This window comes from Sphingobium sp. TomTYG46, assembly GCF_055396345.1.
On the sequence record NZ_AP027325.1, the window covers coordinates 821188 to 836265 of the forward strand.

Annotated in this window: 17 protein-coding genes; 7 read left to right on the forward strand and 10 right to left on the reverse strand. The window is 60.8% G+C overall.

Going from position 1 to position 15078, the window contains the following annotated elements; all coding sequences use genetic code 11:
- Positions 1 to 78 precede the first annotated feature (78 nt).
- The 3 genes from ACZ5YV_RS16935 to ACZ5YV_RS16945 all read right to left on the reverse strand — a co-directional run bounded on the left by ACZ5YV_RS16935 (position 79) and on the right by ACZ5YV_RS16945 (position 2876).
- Positions 79 to 636: a PRC-barrel domain-containing protein gene (locus tag ACZ5YV_RS16935; RefSeq protein ID WP_464789541.1), complete on the reverse strand. Its 558-nt coding sequence runs from the start codon at positions 634 to 636 to the stop codon at positions 79 to 81.
- A 158-nt stretch (positions 637 to 794) separates the two neighbouring features.
- Positions 795 to 1214 (reverse strand): GlcG/HbpS family heme-binding protein, encoded by a 420-nt coding sequence (locus ACZ5YV_RS16940; RefSeq protein ID WP_464789542.1) that lies wholly within the window; start codon positions 1212 to 1214, stop codon positions 795 to 797.
- 78 nt (positions 1215 to 1292) lie between these two features.
- A complete protein-coding gene (locus tag ACZ5YV_RS16945) occupies positions 1293 to 2876 on the reverse strand; it encodes a hypothetical protein (protein ID WP_464789543.1) in 1584 nt (527 codons plus the stop codon).
- Between the two features lie 205 nt (positions 2877 to 3081).
- Between ACZ5YV_RS16945 and ACZ5YV_RS16950 the strand changes: the two genes are divergently transcribed.
- Positions 3082 to 3477, forward strand: coding sequence for a polyketide cyclase (locus tag ACZ5YV_RS16950; protein ID WP_464789544.1), 396 nt, complete (start codon positions 3082 to 3084; stop codon positions 3475 to 3477).
- A 15-nt stretch (positions 3478 to 3492) separates the two neighbouring features.
- On the opposite strand, the gene ACZ5YV_RS16955 is transcribed toward ACZ5YV_RS16950, so the two are convergent.
- Complete coding sequence (locus tag ACZ5YV_RS16955) at positions 3493 to 4032, reverse strand: pseudouridine synthase (protein WP_464789545.1); 540 nt, start codon at positions 4030 to 4032, stop codon at positions 3493 to 3495.
- Positions 4033 to 4035: 3 nt separating this feature from the next.
- Positions 4036 to 5184, reverse strand: coding sequence for a JmjC domain-containing protein (locus ACZ5YV_RS16960; protein WP_464789546.1), 1149 nt, complete (start codon positions 5182 to 5184; stop codon positions 4036 to 4038).
- Positions 5185 to 5348: 164 nt separating this feature from the next.
- Between ACZ5YV_RS16960 and ACZ5YV_RS16965 the strand changes: the two genes are divergently transcribed.
- Complete coding sequence (locus ACZ5YV_RS16965) at positions 5349 to 6158, forward strand: SDR family NAD(P)-dependent oxidoreductase (RefSeq protein WP_464789547.1); 810 nt, start codon at positions 5349 to 5351, stop codon at positions 6156 to 6158.
- A gap of 195 nt (positions 6159 to 6353) precedes the next feature.
- Here the strand turns inward: ACZ5YV_RS16965 and ACZ5YV_RS16970 are convergent, their stop codons facing one another.
- Together ACZ5YV_RS16970 and ACZ5YV_RS16975 are read right to left on the reverse strand one after the other, a co-directional pair.
- Positions 6354 to 7007 carry a TetR/AcrR family transcriptional regulator gene (locus tag ACZ5YV_RS16970; protein WP_464789548.1) on the reverse strand — a complete coding sequence of 218 codons (654 nt, stop codon included), beginning with the start codon at positions 7005 to 7007 and terminating at the stop codon, positions 6354 to 6356.
- 121 nt (positions 7008 to 7128) lie between these two features.
- Positions 7129 to 7599: an Lrp/AsnC family transcriptional regulator gene (locus tag ACZ5YV_RS16975; RefSeq protein ID WP_464789549.1), complete on the reverse strand. Its 471-nt coding sequence runs from the start codon at positions 7597 to 7599 to the stop codon at positions 7129 to 7131.
- Positions 7600 to 7693: 94 nt separating this feature from the next.
- Between ACZ5YV_RS16975 and phhA the strand changes: the two genes are divergently transcribed.
- From phhA to maiA, 5 genes are read left to right on the forward strand one after another with little or no spacing between them, the layout of a single operon-like run.
- Entirely contained in the window at positions 7694 to 8557 is an 864-nt protein-coding gene (gene phhA / locus ACZ5YV_RS16980; RefSeq protein ID WP_464789550.1) for a phenylalanine 4-monooxygenase, read from the forward strand.
- A 5-nt stretch (positions 8558 to 8562) separates the two neighbouring features.
- Positions 8563 to 9594: a 4-hydroxyphenylpyruvate dioxygenase gene (gene hppD / locus ACZ5YV_RS16985; protein WP_464789551.1), complete on the forward strand. Its 1032-nt coding sequence runs from the start codon at positions 8563 to 8565 to the stop codon at positions 9592 to 9594.
- Positions 9595 to 9601: 7 nt separating this feature from the next.
- Positions 9602 to 10903, forward strand: a complete 1302-nt coding sequence (gene hmgA / locus ACZ5YV_RS16990; RefSeq protein ID WP_464789552.1) for a homogentisate 1,2-dioxygenase — start codon at positions 9602 to 9604, stop codon at positions 10901 to 10903.
- Positions 10903 to 12198: a fumarylacetoacetase gene (gene fahA / locus ACZ5YV_RS16995; RefSeq protein ID WP_464789553.1), complete on the forward strand. Its 1296-nt coding sequence runs from the start codon at positions 10903 to 10905 to the stop codon at positions 12196 to 12198. Before hmgA ends, fahA begins: the two co-directional genes overlap by 1 nt.
- Positions 12195 to 12839: a maleylacetoacetate isomerase gene (maiA, locus tag ACZ5YV_RS17000; RefSeq protein ID WP_464789554.1), complete on the forward strand. Its 645-nt coding sequence runs from the start codon at positions 12195 to 12197 to the stop codon at positions 12837 to 12839. Before fahA ends, maiA begins: the two co-directional genes overlap by 4 nt.
- A gap of 5 nt (positions 12840 to 12844) precedes the next feature.
- On the opposite strand, the gene ACZ5YV_RS17005 is transcribed toward maiA, so the two are convergent.
- Genes ACZ5YV_RS17005 through ACZ5YV_RS17015 form a run of 3 tightly spaced genes read right to left on the reverse strand, consistent with a single transcriptional unit; the run spans position 12845 to position 15049 of the window.
- Complete coding sequence (locus tag ACZ5YV_RS17005; RefSeq protein WP_464789555.1) at positions 12845 to 13489, reverse strand: glutathione S-transferase family protein; 645 nt, start codon at positions 13487 to 13489, stop codon at positions 12845 to 12847.
- Positions 13490 to 13541: 52 nt separating this feature from the next.
- A complete protein-coding gene (hsh3, locus tag ACZ5YV_RS17010; protein ID WP_464789556.1) occupies positions 13542 to 14261 on the reverse strand; it encodes a 7-beta-hydroxysteroid dehydratase Hsh3 in 720 nt (239 codons plus the stop codon).
- Positions 14262 to 14287: 26 nt separating this feature from the next.
- A complete protein-coding gene (locus tag ACZ5YV_RS17015) occupies positions 14288 to 15049 on the reverse strand; it encodes an SDR family NAD(P)-dependent oxidoreductase (RefSeq protein WP_464789557.1) in 762 nt (253 codons plus the stop codon).
- Positions 15050 to 15078: the final 29 nt, after the last annotated feature.

Below are 15078 nucleotides of genomic sequence, written 5' to 3' on the forward strand. Positions count from 1 at the left end.
TACTATTCGCGATCAGTTGGGGCCAAAGCAACGGATTTGCGACGAACGGCGGTTCGCGGAGTGCAACTTATGCTTCGCTCATGCCGCATCGCCCTGGGGCAGTTCGGCGGGCGCGGCTGGCCAGTCTCCGTCCTGTAGCGGCGGCAATGCTTCGAACCAGGCGCTGTCCCGATTGAGAATGAAGCGGTCGCAGGAAAAGCGGATGTCGTCACGGGCCACGGCGCGCAGGACTTCATGGATGCCTCCCACCCCGCTGGCGCTGATGACGACATAGCTGACATTGCCATTTTCGCAGGTGACGAGGGCTTCGACGACCTTGCCGACTGTCTGGCCGTCGGATGCCGTGACCGGCAGGCCCGCGATGCCGGTGGCCGTAAAGAGGGTCGGGTAGGGCGATCGGCGGCTGGATTGGGCGGCCGACTTGCCGCCATCCTCATAGGCGCGCTGGCGACCGAGCCATCGCCACACGCCGATCAGGTTGACGAAGGTGAGGAAGCCATTTGTCGCGACGAGGTTCGTCTGCCCGGACGATAGGCCGACGACCGACCATGCGATCGATCCAAAGGTGAACACGACAAAACCCCAGCCAGTGACGCGCGCGCCCAGATTGGCGGCGGTCATCATCGCGGCGATCATGGTCGCTATGGGCGCGACCCAGCCAGCAACATTTTCCAGAGCAGGCTCCTACATTCGAAGCATCGAATGACGTTTCAACGCGCGCCAGCCATGTTGGTGGCGGCGCGGAGCAGGGGCTGTGCAAAAATGCGTGGCGAGAGTCGCGCGGCGCTTGAGCCTTATGTCTGGTCCTGCGGCAGGATCGCGGCGATTCCGGCGCGCGCGATCTGGGCGTCCTGATCCGACTTGACCCCGGAAACACCCACTGCGCCGACATAATCGCCGTCGATGACGATCGGCACGGCACCTTCGAGCATGGCGGGCATGCCGGGCGCGGACAGCATCGAAACGCGGCCGTTGAGCACCAAGTCCTCATAGACCTTCGTTTCCCGGCGGCCGAGCATGGATGTCGATGCTTTCGCCTCTGCCATCTTCACGGTGCTGGCGGCGGCGCCATCCAGACGGATGAGGCCAAGCAGATGCGCGCCGTCATCGACGACGGCGATGGTCACGGCCCAGCCATTGGCCAAAGCCTCTGCTTCGGCTGCGGCGAGGATCGCCTTTACATCGCTTGCTTCAAGGCAGTGCTTGGTCTTCATGCCATTCGATCCGTTATTGATGCGCCGGGGCGCTTGAGGAAAAGCGCGCCTTATCACCGGCCGCGCATCTTGCCAGCATTATAGAGGGGGAGGCGGCTGGGAGAGGCTTTGATCCGCCTCGACCGGGATGGTTAGCAATTCGGGCTTTTCCCTGCCGAACGACTGGATCGCGACGATCACATTGCCTGCCGTTGTGACGTTTGACAGGGGCATGTCGATGGCAATGGCGTCGTCGCCGGATGCCTGCCACTTTGCCGCGACGCTCCGCCCTTCCGGCAGCTGGACGGAAACATTCTTCACGCAAGCGGTGGTGGGGCCGGTCAGCAGCAGCCTGTCATTGTTTCCCGATATGAGGCGCTGGTCGGCGGAGGGTTGCAAGCTGCCCGCTTGCGGGAATTGGAGCGCGAATTCCGGCCCGTCAAAGGATTCAAAACCCCAGTGGCCGTGCAATCGACCCTTCATCGGCCCGCTCAAGTCATCAACCTTGAAGGAAGGGGCGAATATGTAGCCGCCCCTGTCGGCCCGCGCGATTAGCGGTGCTTCGACCATGTGGCCGTCCTTGCCTGTCAGCCGCAAGACCATGTTGTGAGCATAGTCGGTGGCAAAGACCAGCGGCGCGCCATCGACGCCCAGGACGGCTCCCGGCCGGGAGCCGCAGATGGGAGCGTCGCTGCTCCGGCGCAGGGGCGGGGGAACTTTCTTCTCGATCGCTGGCAAGGCCGCCACAAGCACAGACTTGGGCTTGCGGAAGGACGGCGCGCTGTTCAGCAACAAGGACACGGACTTGCCATTCTGAATGCCGAGCGCGGGCAGATAGTTGAATTCCGGATTGTTGAACGCGCCGAATATGCGTGCAAGATCGCGGACTACGCCGATATAGGGGCTATAAAAGCCATAGCCGCCTTCCCGCGTCGCGCTGAGTTGCAGGGCGAGGTCGGTGGGAGCGCCTATGATGGTTTCGGTGAGCGAATTGCTGTGAATGTCGCCCAGCACCAGACTGTCACGATTTTCAACGAGGCAGGCGGCCTGGAACTCGACGATTTTCGCCAGGCAGTCGGGGTTCAGTTTGACGGCAAGGCTTGAGGACAGGATTGGCGCGACGGTCCTCAGATATTCAGGGTGGCTGTTTTCCTGCGATCGGATGCCCAGGATGAAGGCGTTGAGCCTGCTCCGGTCCAGCGAAGCCTTGTTGATGTCCTGCGTCACGCGCACGAATTCGCCGGGTCGGCCACGGATGGCATCGGAAATGGTGCTGAGGTCGCCGCCGGTATCGGGCACCATGAACAACACCAACTGACGCGCATGATCCGGCACGGCCAGTTTCAGCACCCTTTTCCGGTCCTTGCTCTGCCATGTTTCCGCGCTGGAGATCCAGCTTTTGGGCGGCGGGTTGGTGACGCCGCGCAGGAATGCCGACACCAGACGGTAGCGGATAGACTGGTCTTCGGGGAGATTGGCCTCGATCCTGACGACATCGCCCGACGCCAATGCGGGTACTTGCCCGATCGGCAGGGTTCGCCCTGCGCGACTGACGGTCACCAGCAGTTCGGGGCCGGGGAGGTCGAAGGGCGCCGGGTCTGCCGCAGACGCGGCGACGGACGCCATGCAGGTGGCGAGGGCGAGGATGCAAAGGCGTGTCGAACTGATCCGGCGATAGGTCATGCATTCTCCCTGCGCGGGTAAATCGAGCCGTCAAGAGAGTCGGTGGGCATTTTCCGCTTTGCCGATCCGCTGGGAAGGCAGGATGTGCGGCGAAGGAAGGCATCGTCGCGGCGTTAAGTTCCTGGGTCGGCAAGCTTTGCGGCCTTTCCGGGACGTGATGAAAAAGGCTAAAGGGGTTCCCGTTACATCATAACAGGAGGCAGCAGTGTTACCCGCCCGGACTTTCAGCGTGTCGATCAATCAGGAATGGCGGGCTCTTTATGAAAGGATGTGGCGTCCCGAATTTTTCCCTCAATGGGCCTCTGGCCTTGCGGAATCGGGTTTGCGCGAAGATGGCGACAGTTGGCTGGCCGATGGACCGGAGGGGCCGATCCGTATCCGCTTCACCCCCCATAATGATTTGGGCGTGATGGATCATCAGGTGGATCTGGGAGGTGGCGATCAGGTCCATGTCCCGTTGCGGGTAGTGCAAAATGGGGAAGGCGCGGAAGTCATGCTGACGCTTTTTCGCCAACCGGGCATGGATGATGAACGGTTCGCGGCCGACATCCGATGGGTCAACCGGGATCTCAAGGCGTTGAAACGGCTGATCGAAGGCTGAGTGGCCTGGGGGAGATCATGCTTCCCGCCAATGTCCCTGTTCAATGCCGTCCAGCGACCAGTTCCCGATCTTCCAACGGACAAGACGCAAGGTGGGGTGACCGACGGCAGCCGTCATCCGGCGGACCTGCCGGTTACGCCCTTCGCGGATCGTTAGGCGGATCCAGCAGTCGGGCACGCTCTTGCGGAAGCGTACCGGCGGATCGCGCGGCCATAGGGCGGGCGGGTCGATGCGTTCCACCAGCGCGGGCAGGGTGAGCCCGTCCTTCAGCTTGACCCCGCCTCGCAGCGCCTCCAGTTCCGCGTCGCCCGGCTCGCCCTCTACCTGGACCAGATAGGTTTTGGGCGTCTTGAACCGGGGGTCTGCAATGCGGGCCTGCAACCGCCCGTCATCGGTCAGTAGCAGCAGCCCTTCACTGTCGAGGTCGAGCCGCCCGGCAGGGTAGACGCCCGGCCGGTCGATGAACGCTGCGAGTGTTGGCCGTGGGGGTCCGGTGCTTTCATCGGTAAACTGGCACAGCACGCCATAGGGTTTGTTGAAGAGGAGGAGGGCCATTGATCAATCCTCCTCATCGAAGGTGAGGCTGCCCTGATCGATCAGCGTCTTGATGAGGCCGACCGCGCCGGGGTTTTGCGCAAGGTCCGGATTGGCCGCGACCATGGTGTTTGAGCAGAGTTGTTCGGCGAGCGAGGCAGTGTCGGCACCGCAATCGACACAATGGCCGTCCACGAAAAGCAGGACCAAGGTTCCCTGCCGGATGAACGAATAACGACTGGCCGGGTTGCGCCGGAGCGATGCTCCTTGGGCAAGCCATGCCTGTACATCTTCGGCCGCGATCGGTTCATCGGGCCGCCAATCGGCATCGGAATATTTAGGCGCACTGCTATGCTGCCCGAACCAGCGAGCAAAGGCATCGCGATCGGCCAGCGCCTCCATCACCATCGCATGCAGCCGGTCGAGCGCAGGCGCGGTGATTTCTCCCGGATTGGATTGTAGGGTGAGGTCGGGGTCGGCATAACGATCCTCCTCCGCCATGTCGTCCGCCTGATGCGCGCACCAGCCTTCGACAAGATCGGCGCGGGAAGGCGCGCGAAACCCGATCGAATAGGTCATGCAATCATCGCCAACCGCCACACCATCATGCGCAAAGCAGGGTGGCACGTACAGAATGTCGCCGGGCTCCAAAATCCAGTCACCCTCCGCTTCAAAATCGGCGATCAGGCGTAGATCGTCATGCGGCAGCAAAGGTGTCGCGGAACTGCATATCGGCCCGACGCGCCAGCGCCGTTTGCCGAGGCCCTGTACCAGAAAGACGTCATACTGATCGAAATGAGGCCCTACGCCCCCCCCGTTCGTGGCGTAGCTGACCATCACATCGTCGATGCGCCAGTCGGGGATGAAGCGAAAGGGTTCCAGCAGGGCCGCGACGCCGGGGGCGTGGTGATCCACCGCCTGCACCAGCAGGGTCCATGGCCCGGTTCCGAGTTCACCAAAGCGCGCTTCCGGCAGGGGGCCGCTTTCCATCGTCAGTTGAACAGCTTTTCGCGTGATCAGCCGTGACTCCACGCCCTCTTCGCAGGCAAGCCCGGCCAGTTCGTCCGGATCGAGCGGATTGTGCCAGCCGTTCCAAGGATTGCGGATCAACAGCGGGCGCTTTTGCCAATAGTCGCGGAGGAAAATGTCGATGTCGAAATGGGCGAGTTGCATAGGATGCCCATGCGCTCCCGGCACGCGGCTGTCAAAAACTCGGCTCGGCCTGATGGTATCGGTCTGGCGCATCCTGTCATGGCTTGAAATCGATACTCTCGCCTTGACTCGTTATGGAACTCGCCGATACCCATTTTTGTGAAATGTGGAAAGGATGAGGAAAAATGGCGCGTTTGGAAGGCAAGGTCGCGATCGTAACGGGAGCAGGCCGTCAGGGTAATATCGGCGTAGCGGTATGTGACGCATTCCTGCGGGAAGGTGCGCGCGCGGTGATCGCCACCGATCTTCGCACCGACGAAGCAGTCAGCAACGAGATGGACGGAAAGTATGGGGCGGGCCGGTTCAAGCTCGTCACGCAGGATGTGACGTTGGAAGCGGACTGGGCCAAGCTGGTATCGACGGTCGTGTCGGAATTCGGTGCGATCGACGTGCTGGTGAACAATGCCGGTATTTCCATCCATGGCGGTATCGAAGCCACGTCGCTGGAGGACCTGCGCAAGGTCATGGCCGTCAATCACGACAGCGGCTTTCTGGGCATGAAGCATTGCGCGCCTGCTCTGGCCGATGCCGTGAACCGCTTTCCGGGTGGTGGTTCGGTCGTCAATACCGTGTCGATGGCGTCCCACATGCCCAACGCCCATAATCTGAGCTATCATGTGTCGAAGGCGGCGCAGCGCATGTTGACCATGTGCGGCGCGATCGAATTTGGCCCTAAGCGCATCCGGGTCAATTCAGTGCATCCGGGGCAGACGACGACGCCGCTGCTGAAGGAAGGCTATGAGGGATATGTACAGCTTGGCCTCTACGAGTCGGCGCAGGCAGGTATTCAGGAGCTGGTGAACATGTGTCCGCTGGGCATTGAAAGCTTCCCGGAAGATACGGCCCATGCCTTTGTCTATCTGGCGTCGGATGAGTCCCGCTTTGTGACTGGGGCATCCATCTATCATGATGGTGGACTTGGCCGTCAATATTGAGCGGTAATGACGAGGGGCGGCCAAGGCCGCTCCTTATCGCGCTTTAGGTTGTGTGGGGATTAAGCCCATGACGGCCTGCAAATGGCGACTTTCTGCGCTTCCGGTGCTCACGTACTGAAGTACGCTGCGCGCCGGTTCTCGAAATTCACCATTTTCGCCTCGCCCTGAACTGAATCCCCACACAACCTAAAAGGATCAGGCGTTGTCCGCTTTGGGCATCAATCCCTGCGCGATCAATTCTGCCACGCGTAGCGCCTTTGCATCGGCTTCTTCGTTGGTCAGCGGTTCGACCGTGCCCGCGGAAACGGCATCGACCATGTCCTGCGACAATATCCACAGGAACATCGACGCGACCTCTTCGCAGTCGACTGGACGGATAAGGCCCCGCGCCCGCAGGCGTTCCAGATAGGAACGAAGCGGGGCCTGCTGGCGAAGGGTCCGTGCCTCTTCCATCGCATCGCGGAATTCCGGGAAGCGCAGTCCTTCGCGCATGCTGATCGCGGTGACGGCATGCGCGGCCCTGGTCCGGGTGCTGCGCATGATCATGCGTGCCCATTCGTAAAGGCCCTCGACGGGATTATCGCGATCGAGCAGGCGGAGATCGGCGGCCATGTTCCGGTCGGCAATCCGGTCCAGCACGGCCCGCAACAGTCCGGGCTTGCCGCCATATTTGGCATAGATGGTCTTTTTGGAAACGCTCGCGCGCCGGGCGATCAATGTCAGGGTGGCGCGTTCATAGCCCAGTTCTATCAACGCCTGTTCGGCCACTTCGAGCAAGGCTTCCGCGCGTTCTTGAAGCTCTGCCGCGCGCGGCCGACCTGCGCGGCTTTGCCTTTTTCCCTGGTGCATAACCCTTGCTTGGCTTGATCGACGGTCAAGCGCAAGACCCGACTGCCCACCAAAAAGCGTCCCGTCTTATCCGAGAAGGCGGACGCGACGCTCCTGACGGTTGCAGGCCGCTACCTGCTGATCAAACGGGCAGCGCGGTCGTATATTTGGTCATCGACAGGGCAAAATGTGATGCGGCGCTGGCGACGGATGGATGGCCCAGCAATGTGTGCATCAGGAACAGATTATAGTCGGCCACGTCGGCAACCACGATGCGGAGCAGATAGTCCCACTCGCCCGACATGGAGAAGCACTCCACAATCTCCGGGTGGCTATCCACGAAATCCTCAAACGCCTGCCTTGCGTCGCGCGCATGGCTGCGCATCCGGATGTTGCAGAGTACATTGACGCCGCGATCGACCTTTTTCGGGTTCACGAGGCGGACTGCGCCGGTGAGAATGCCGGCCGTTTCCAGTGCCTTGATCCGGCGCCAGCATGAGGCGGTGGAGGCGCCAACCTGTTCGGCTAGCTCAGCATGGCTGACCGTGGCGTCCTTTTGCAGAACCGAGATGATCCTGCGGTCGATCTCATCAATCTGACGAAAATCTTTCATATTGCGCCCTGATGTGATGGCTATGTTTCCTAAATTCACCCATTTTGCGCGAAATTGGAACCCCCTTACATGAGGGCCGTGTCATAACCTCCAGATGGCCGCTTCAACCATCGAACGCCCCGCAGACGCGGCGGAGGATTGGACGATTTCTCAGGACTGGGAAAGCTATACGCCCGAGGAGCATGCCGTTTGGGATGAGTTGTTCGCCCGGCAAGCGGCCCTGCTGCCCGGCCGGACGGTGAAGGAATTTACGGACGGCCTGGATATTCTCCGCATCGCGAAGCCGGGCATTCCCAACTTCGAGGAATTGTCCGAAAAGTTGATGAAGCGGACTGGTTGGCAAGTGGTCGCGGTGCCGGGGCTCGTGCCGGACAGGCTGTTCTTCGAGCATCTGGCAAACCGGCGCTTTGTGGCGGGACGCTTCATTCGCAGGCCGGATCAGCTGGATTATTTGCAGGAGCCGGACGTTTTCCATGACGTGTTCGGGCATGTGCCGCTGCTCGCCCATCCGGTTTTTGCCGATTACATGCAGGCCTATGGCGAGGGCGGGCTGCGCGCGGATGGCCTGGGTGCGATTAAGAAGCTGGCGCGCCTTTATTGGTATACGGTCGAGTTTGGCCTGATGCGCGAGGGGCCAGAACTGAAAATCTATGGTGCGGGGATCGTGTCTTCCCATGGCGAGTCCCTGTTTGCGCTGGATGATCCATCGCCCAATCGGATCGGTTTCGACCTGAAGCGGCTCATGCGCACCAAATATCGGATCGATGATTATCAACAGTCCTATTTCGTCATCGACAGCTTCGATGACCTGCTGCGCCAGACAGTCGAAATGGACTTCGCGCCGCTTTATGAAGAGCTGAATCAAGAGGAGGCCATAGAGGCGGACGAAATCATCCCTCAGGACCATGTCTTCAGCCGGGGGACGCAGGATTATGCAAGATCAAGGAAAAGAGAGTGACGGACATGGCTGATAATCCATTGGGCCTCAACGGATTTGAATTTGTCGAATTCACGTCGCCGGATCCTGATGCGATGGCGGCGCTGTTCGAGCAGTTGGGCTTTGTCCCGACGCATCGTCATCCTTCCAAGAACATCACGCGGTATAAACAAGGTCGCATCAACCTGATGCTGAACCGGGACGATGCGGGGCGGGTGGCGGCGTTTCGCGGCGAGCATGGCCCGTCGGCCAGTGCCATGGCCTTTCGCGTGGCCGATCCGGAAGCGGCGATGGCGTGGGCGCTTGAACATGGCGCGCAGCCGACCGAGGAGGATGATACCGTCATTCAGGGGATTGGCGGATCATATCTCTACTTCGTCAGGGACGGCGAAGACCTTTATGAGGATTGGGCGGAGTTCCCCGGATGGCGGTGGGCGGAGGCTGCCAACAATGTGGGTCTCGATATGCTCGATCACCTGACGCACAATGTGCGGCGGGGACATATGCGGGTGTGGAGCCAGTTCTACCGCACCCTCTTCAATTTCGAGGAACAGAAATTCTTCGACATCAAGGGACAGGCTACCGGGCTATTGAGTCAGGCCATGATTGCGCCGGATCGGGCGATCCGAATTCCGCTGAATGAAAGCCAGGACGACAAGAGCCAGATCGAGGAATTCATTCGCCAATATCATGGAGAGGGCATCCAGCATTTGGCGCTTACCACGGAGGATATTTACGGAACGGTGGAAAAGCTGCGGGCGCGGGGCGTTCGGTTGCAGGATACGATCGACACCTATTATGAGCTGGTCGACAAACGCGTACCCGGACATGGCGAGGATCTGGAGCGGTTGCGGAAGAACCGGATACTCATTGACGGTGACGTGGAGAGGGAGGGCATATTGCTCCAGATATTCACGGAAAATATGTTCGGGCCGATCTTTTTCGAGATCATCCAGCGGAAAGGTAATGAAGGTTTCGGCAACGGCAATTTTCAGGCATTGTTCGAAAGTATTGAGTTGGACCAGATACGGCGCGGCGTGATCACTGTTGACGAGTGAGGCTGACATGACGCTTTGTGGTTTCGGCAATGTCCATTCGACGGAAGCGGTGCCGGGGGCGCTGCCGATTGGACGCAATTCGCCTCAGCATGCGCCTTATGGCCTCTATGCCGAACAGCTTTCGGGCACGGCTTTTACCGCGCCCCGGCACCAGAACCAGCGAAGCTGGCTCTACCGGATGCGGCCTTCGGCGGAGCATGGTCCGTATCAGCCATATGACGGTGCGCGGCTTTTGCGATCCGGGCCGCTTTCTGACAGCCTCCTGTCGCCGAACAGATTGCGGTGGGACCCGTTGGGCATGCCGGAAGCGCCGACCGACTTCATCGACGGGCTCGCGACATATGCGGTGAATGGCGACGTGATGCAGGGATTGGGTTGCGCCATTCATATGTTCGCCGCCAATCGGTCCATGATCGACCGGGCCTTCTTTTCCGCTGATGGAGAGATGCTGATCCTGCCGCAGTTAGGGGCGTTGCGGATCGTTACCGAAATGGGTGTCCTGACCGCTGCGCCCTTGGACATGATCCTGATACCTAGGGGCGTGCGGTTTCGTGTCGAGCTGCTCGACGGGACAGCGCGGGGATATGTCTGCGAAAATCATGGGGCGTTCTTTCGCTTGCCGGAACTTGGGCCGATTGGATCGAACGGGCTTGCCAGTGCGCGGGACTTTGACGCGCCGGTCGCGGCCTATGAGGATGTCGAGCGGCCTTTCGAGATTGTGCAGAGATATATGGGGTCGCTCTGGACGAGCAGGGCGGACCATAGCCCGTTCGACGTGGTCGCATGGCATGGCAATCTGGCGCCGTTCCGCTATGACCTGCGCCGGTTCAACACGATGGGAACGGTGAGCTATGACCATCCCGATCCATCGATCTTCACGGTTCTGACGTCGCCGAGCGATACGCCCGGCACGGCGAATGTCGACTTCGTCATCTTTCCGCCGCGATGGATGGTGGCGGAGGACACATTTCGGCCGCCCTGGTTTCATCGCAATGTCATGAGCGAATTTATGGGCCTGATCGAAGGGGAATATGATGCCAAGGCGTCAGGCTTTATGCCCGGCGGCGCGTCGCTCCATAATTGCATGTCGGCGCATGGGCCGGACGTCGAAAGCCATGGCAGGGCGGTTTCGGCTGAACTCGCCCCGGTGAAGACAGACGCGATGATGGCGTTCATGTTCGAAAGCCGCTTGCCCTATGCGCCGACCAGATGGGCGATGGAGACGCCGCTGCTTCAGCACGATTATGACGGCTGCTGGAAGGGCTTTGCCAAGGCGCAGCTTCCTTTGCCGCCGGAGGAGCTGCGCTGATGAACTGGTGGGAATGCGATGAGACCCATGATCCTGCGCTGACCAGTTGGGTTGAAAGCGCGCAGGGACATCGGGACTTTCCGATCCAGAATCTACCTTTGGGCGTCTTTGCGCCGCGTGAGGAGAATGCGCGGATCGGAGTGGCGATTGGTGACATGATCCTCGATTTACGGGCCTGTGCGGAAGCGGGGCTGCTTGGCGGGGAGTGGAAGGAGATTTGCGCGGAGCCGGTGCTGAACCGGATGCTCGCGCTTGCGCCGGAGCAGAGGCGAGCGCTGCGGCGGGTCAGCGCATTGCTATCCGATCCGGCGAACCGTGCGGCGGTGGAGCCGATGCTCTATCCGTCAGGCGAAATCACAATGCAGTTGCCCACGCGCATTGGCGATTACACCGATTTCTATGTGGGCATTCATCATGCGAACAATGTCGGACGACAGTTCCGGCCCGATAATCCATTGCTGCCCAATTATAAATATGTGCCCATCGGCTATCATGGCCGCTCCTCGTCCATACGCCCGTCCGGCGTGCCGGTGCGGCGGCCGCGTGGACAGCGTAAGCCGCCAGATTCGCAGGAACCTGTTTTCGGCATGTCGGCGCGGCTTGATTATGAGCTGGAGCTGGGCGTCTGGATCGGCACGGGCAATGATCTGGGTAGCCCGATCCCGATCGAGGAGGCGGGGGATCATGTTGCCGGGTTCTGCCTTTTGAACGACTGGTCTGCGCGGGATTTTCAGGCGTGGGAGTATCAGCCGCTTGGGCCGTTTCTGGCGAAGAATTTCCAGTCCACTATTTCACCCTGGGTCGTGACGGCCGAGGCCATGGCGCCGTTCCGCATAGCTCAACCAGTTCGGCCGGAAGGTGATCCGCTGCCGTTGACCTATCTTTCTTCGGACGCGGACCTGCGCCATGGAGCGCTGGCCGTGACGCTGGAAGCATTCATCCAGACGCAGCGCATGCGGGAGAAAGGGCAGCCGCCGTTTCGCCTCAGCACCGGGCCAGCCAGCAACATGTATTGGACGGTCAATCAGATCGTGACGCATCATGCCTCGAATGGATGCAACCTTAATCCGGGGGACCTGTTGGGCACGGGTACGATTTCCGCGCCGGTACGGGAGGGTTATGGCAGCATGTTGGAACTGACCGAAGGTGGGCGAGAGCCGCTGATATTGCCTGATGGAGAGAAGCGTTCCTTTGTCGAGGACGGCGACGAGATTTTCCTGCGGGCAACGGCTGACGCGCCGGGCTTTGTTCCGATCGGTTTCGGCGAATGCCGGGCCGTGGTGATGTCGGCATGAACGCGCCTGTCACCCTGCACGGATATTGGCGGTCGTCGGCCGCATATCGCGTGCGCATCGCGCTGAACCTGAAAGGCATCGACTATGTTCAGGTCAGCCATGACCTGCGCGCGGGGGAGCAGCGGGACGCCGATTACCTCGCTATCGCGCCTCATGGCCTGGTGCCCGCTTTGGAGGTGGAGGGCAGGACCCTTATTGAAAGCCCGGCCATCCTCGAATGGATCGACGGCAAGTGGCCCGAGCCGCCTTTGCTGCCCGGCGATGCGGATGAGGTTGCGGTTGTACGGTCGATGGCGGCGCTGATCGGTTGCGACATCCATCCTCTCAACAATCTGCGTGTCCTCAACCGATTGCAGAGCCAGTTTCAAGCATCCAAGGATCAGGTGAAGGAGTGGGTGAGGCATTGGATAGCCGAGGGTTTTGCGCCGCTTGAGCAGATGGTCGCGCGGCATGGGGCGGGTTTCGCTTATGGGAGCGGGCCGACATTGGCCGACTGTTATCTTGTGCCACAGCTTTATAATGCCGGGCGGTTCGGGGTCGATTTGTCGCCCTATCCCAAATTGGTGGCGGCGGGTGAGGCTGCTTTGGCGCTGCCTGCTGTGCAGGCCGCGCTTCCGGATCGGCAGCCGGATGCGGGTTAGCCCGTCTATTCGGACTTTTTGAAGACCGCGAGTTGATCGGCGAAGGCGCGCTGGTAGGCGGGGCGTTCTTCGCCGCGTGCGATATAGGGCGGTAGGTTGGGGTAGAGTTCCAGCCGCCCTGATCCGGTGAGCCTCCGCAGCACGGTGACCATCAGCAGGTCTCCGGCGCTGAAACCGCCTTCCAGCCATTCGCGGTCGCCGAGCCAGTTTGATAGCTCCGAGAGACGCTGTTTCACGCGGTTGTCCAACAGGGGCATGCGTGCTGCATACCAGCTTTGGTCGCGCTCCAGATATTTGGGCATTTCCCGTTCGAGGATGGGTGGTTCGACCGTGTTGAGGGCGGCGAACATCCAGGCAATGGCGCGGGCGCGGCCATGGGCATCGCTGGGCCAGAGGCCGCCGTGCCGATCGCCGATGTGCAGGATGATCGCCCCGGATTCGAAGAGAGTGAGGCCATCTTCTTCATAAGCCGGTATCTGTCCAAAGGGCTGCGAGGCCAGGTAGTTGGGCTGTTTCATCTCCTCAAAGGAGAGAAGCCTGACCTGGTAGAGCACGCCTGCCTCTTCGAGAGCCCAGCGGACCCGCATGTCGCGCGCCATGCCCCGGCCGCGATCGGGGGAACGTTCGAAGGCCGTGATGGTGATGGTCATCCTTCAACTCCGGCTGGTCAGTGTTCGTCTTTCAGATGCCCCCCTGAAGATCTCACTTGCCATCCAGATGCGCGAAGTCGAACTGGCTCGTCGGGATGATGTCGATGCGCGAGAAGTCGATGAAGCCCGCGCAACTTTCCGCCATGTCCTTTGTATTGCGCGCGAATTTTTCGTCATTGCCCACCGCATCGAAGAAGGCGGGAGAATTGGTCATCGCTTCCGGCGTGAAGCATTCCTCGACAAAGGCATCATAATCGGGCGCGTCCGGCGTTAGCGCGCGGACGATGATATTCTGCACATATTCGAAGTTCGCCTGGGTATCGATGGCGACGCGAGTGTGGTGTCGATGCCAGTGCGCGACGGCGTCGTCCCAGCTCATGTCGGAGCGGAAGGAGATGAAGCTGGCCTGCGACCAGCCCCAGGTGCGCGCGCCGGCCTGCGGCACATGATCCCGGTTGGGGATGATGGTGGATTCCGCAACCAGCCATGCCGCGAACCGGCCGCTATGTTCGGCCACTATGCTATCGATGGGGCCACGGAAATGGGCATTGGAGGTAGGCAGCCAGAACTGCACAACCGCGTCCTGCTGCGGCTGTTGCCATGTCTGTAGGAGTGGCGCGGCGGGTTCCACGGTTGCGTCACGGACATTGAGGCGGATCGCACTGGCGCCTGCTTCCTTGAGGGCGGCAGGAAGTGTGGCCTTCAGTTGTTCCGCATAATCGGCGCGGCTTACGCCCTGCGGCGCCCAAAGAGCATAGATCAGCTTTTCCATTCAGATCTCTCCATCAATCTTTCAGGTCAGTCGAAATTGGCCTGTCCGCCATCGAGCGGAATGGTGGCGCCAGTCAGATAGGACAGGTCCGATCCGCACAGGGCGACGATGGCGCGGCCAATATCTTCCTCCAGCCGACCGATGCGGTCGAGCGGGATGGTGCGGAAAAAGGCCTTTGCCTCTTCGGGATTATTTTCGATCCACCATTTGAGGCCCGGCGATTCAGCATGCGGAGCGATGGTGAGGACGCGGATATTCTGGCGCCCCCATTCCGCCGCGCCCGCGCGCGTCAGGACTCGGGTAGCCTGCTTCACCGCGCCGTAACAGCCATAGCTGGTCATGTCCCAGCGGATGCCAGCGGAAGAGGTGAAGTTGAAAATGGTGCCGCCGCCGCGCGCCGCCATGTGGGGGCGCACCAGCTTCATCAGGCGGAAGGAGGCGAGCGGGCCGGATTCAAATCCGGCGAGGAAAGCCTCGTCCGTCACTTCATCCAGCAGGCCAAGCGGCACTTCCTGTGCGTTGTTAATCAGGATGTCGACGCCGCCAAGATCGGTGACCGCCCTGTCCACGGCGGCGGCGAGATCGTCCGCGTCCTTCACGTTGCAGGCGACAGCGATGGCGCGGGCGCCGCGTTCCTGCGCAAGCTGCGCGGTTTCCTGCACCTTCTCAAACGTCCGTCCGGCCAGCAGCAGATCGACACCTTCGCTGGCGAGGGCGAGAGCGGTGCCCTGCCCAATGCCCTGTCCCGCCCCGGTTATGAGGGCCACTTTGCCTTTCAGAGCTGACATCGCCTTTCCTTTCCCTTGAACTTGCTTCT

What these genes read in the sequence shown, in the direction of transcription:
- ACZ5YV_RS16935 (WP_464789541.1), bottom strand. Translation starts at nt 636, where the DNA reads ATGATCGCCGCGATGATGACCGCCGCCAATCTGGGCGCGCGCGTCACT.
- ACZ5YV_RS16940 (WP_464789542.1), bottom strand. Translation starts at nt 1,214, where the DNA reads ATGAAGACCAAGCACTGCCTTGAAGCAAGCGATGTAAAGGCGATCCTC.
- ACZ5YV_RS16945 (WP_464789543.1), bottom strand. Translation starts at nt 2,876, where the DNA reads ATGACCTATCGCCGGATCAGTTCGACACGCCTTTGCATCCTCGCCCTC.
- ACZ5YV_RS16955 (WP_464789545.1), bottom strand. Translation starts at nt 4,032, where the DNA reads ATGGCCCTCCTCCTCTTCAACAAACCCTATGGCGTGCTGTGCCAGTTT.
- ACZ5YV_RS16960 (WP_464789546.1), bottom strand. Translation starts at nt 5,184, where the DNA reads ATGCAACTCGCCCATTTCGACATCGACATTTTCCTCCGCGACTATTGG.
- ACZ5YV_RS16965 (WP_464789547.1), top strand. Translation starts at nt 5,349, where the DNA reads ATGGCGCGTTTGGAAGGCAAGGTCGCGATCGTAACGGGAGCAGGCCGT.
- ACZ5YV_RS16970 (WP_464789548.1), bottom strand. Translation starts at nt 7,007, where the DNA reads ATGCACCAGGGAAAAAGGCAAAGCCGCGCAGGTCGGCCGCGCGCGGCA.
- ACZ5YV_RS16975 (WP_464789549.1), bottom strand. Translation starts at nt 7,599, where the DNA reads ATGAAAGATTTTCGTCAGATTGATGAGATCGACCGCAGGATCATCTCG.
- phhA (WP_464789550.1), top strand. Translation starts at nt 7,694, where the DNA reads ATGGCCGCTTCAACCATCGAACGCCCCGCAGACGCGGCGGAGGATTGG.
- hppD (WP_464789551.1), top strand. Translation starts at nt 8,563, where the DNA reads ATGGCTGATAATCCATTGGGCCTCAACGGATTTGAATTTGTCGAATTC.
- hmgA (WP_464789552.1), top strand. Translation starts at nt 9,602, where the DNA reads ATGACGCTTTGTGGTTTCGGCAATGTCCATTCGACGGAAGCGGTGCCG.
- fahA (WP_464789553.1), top strand. Translation starts at nt 10,903, where the DNA reads ATGAACTGGTGGGAATGCGATGAGACCCATGATCCTGCGCTGACCAGT.
- maiA (WP_464789554.1), top strand. Translation starts at nt 12,195, where the DNA reads ATGAACGCGCCTGTCACCCTGCACGGATATTGGCGGTCGTCGGCCGCA.
- ACZ5YV_RS17005 (WP_464789555.1), bottom strand. Translation starts at nt 13,489, where the DNA reads ATGACCATCACCATCACGGCCTTCGAACGTTCCCCCGATCGCGGCCGG.
- hsh3 (WP_464789556.1), bottom strand. Translation starts at nt 14,261, where the DNA reads ATGGAAAAGCTGATCTATGCTCTTTGGGCGCCGCAGGGCGTAAGCCGC.
- ACZ5YV_RS17015 (WP_464789557.1), bottom strand. Translation starts at nt 15,049, where the DNA reads ATGTCAGCTCTGAAAGGCAAAGTGGCCCTCATAACCGGGGCGGGACAG.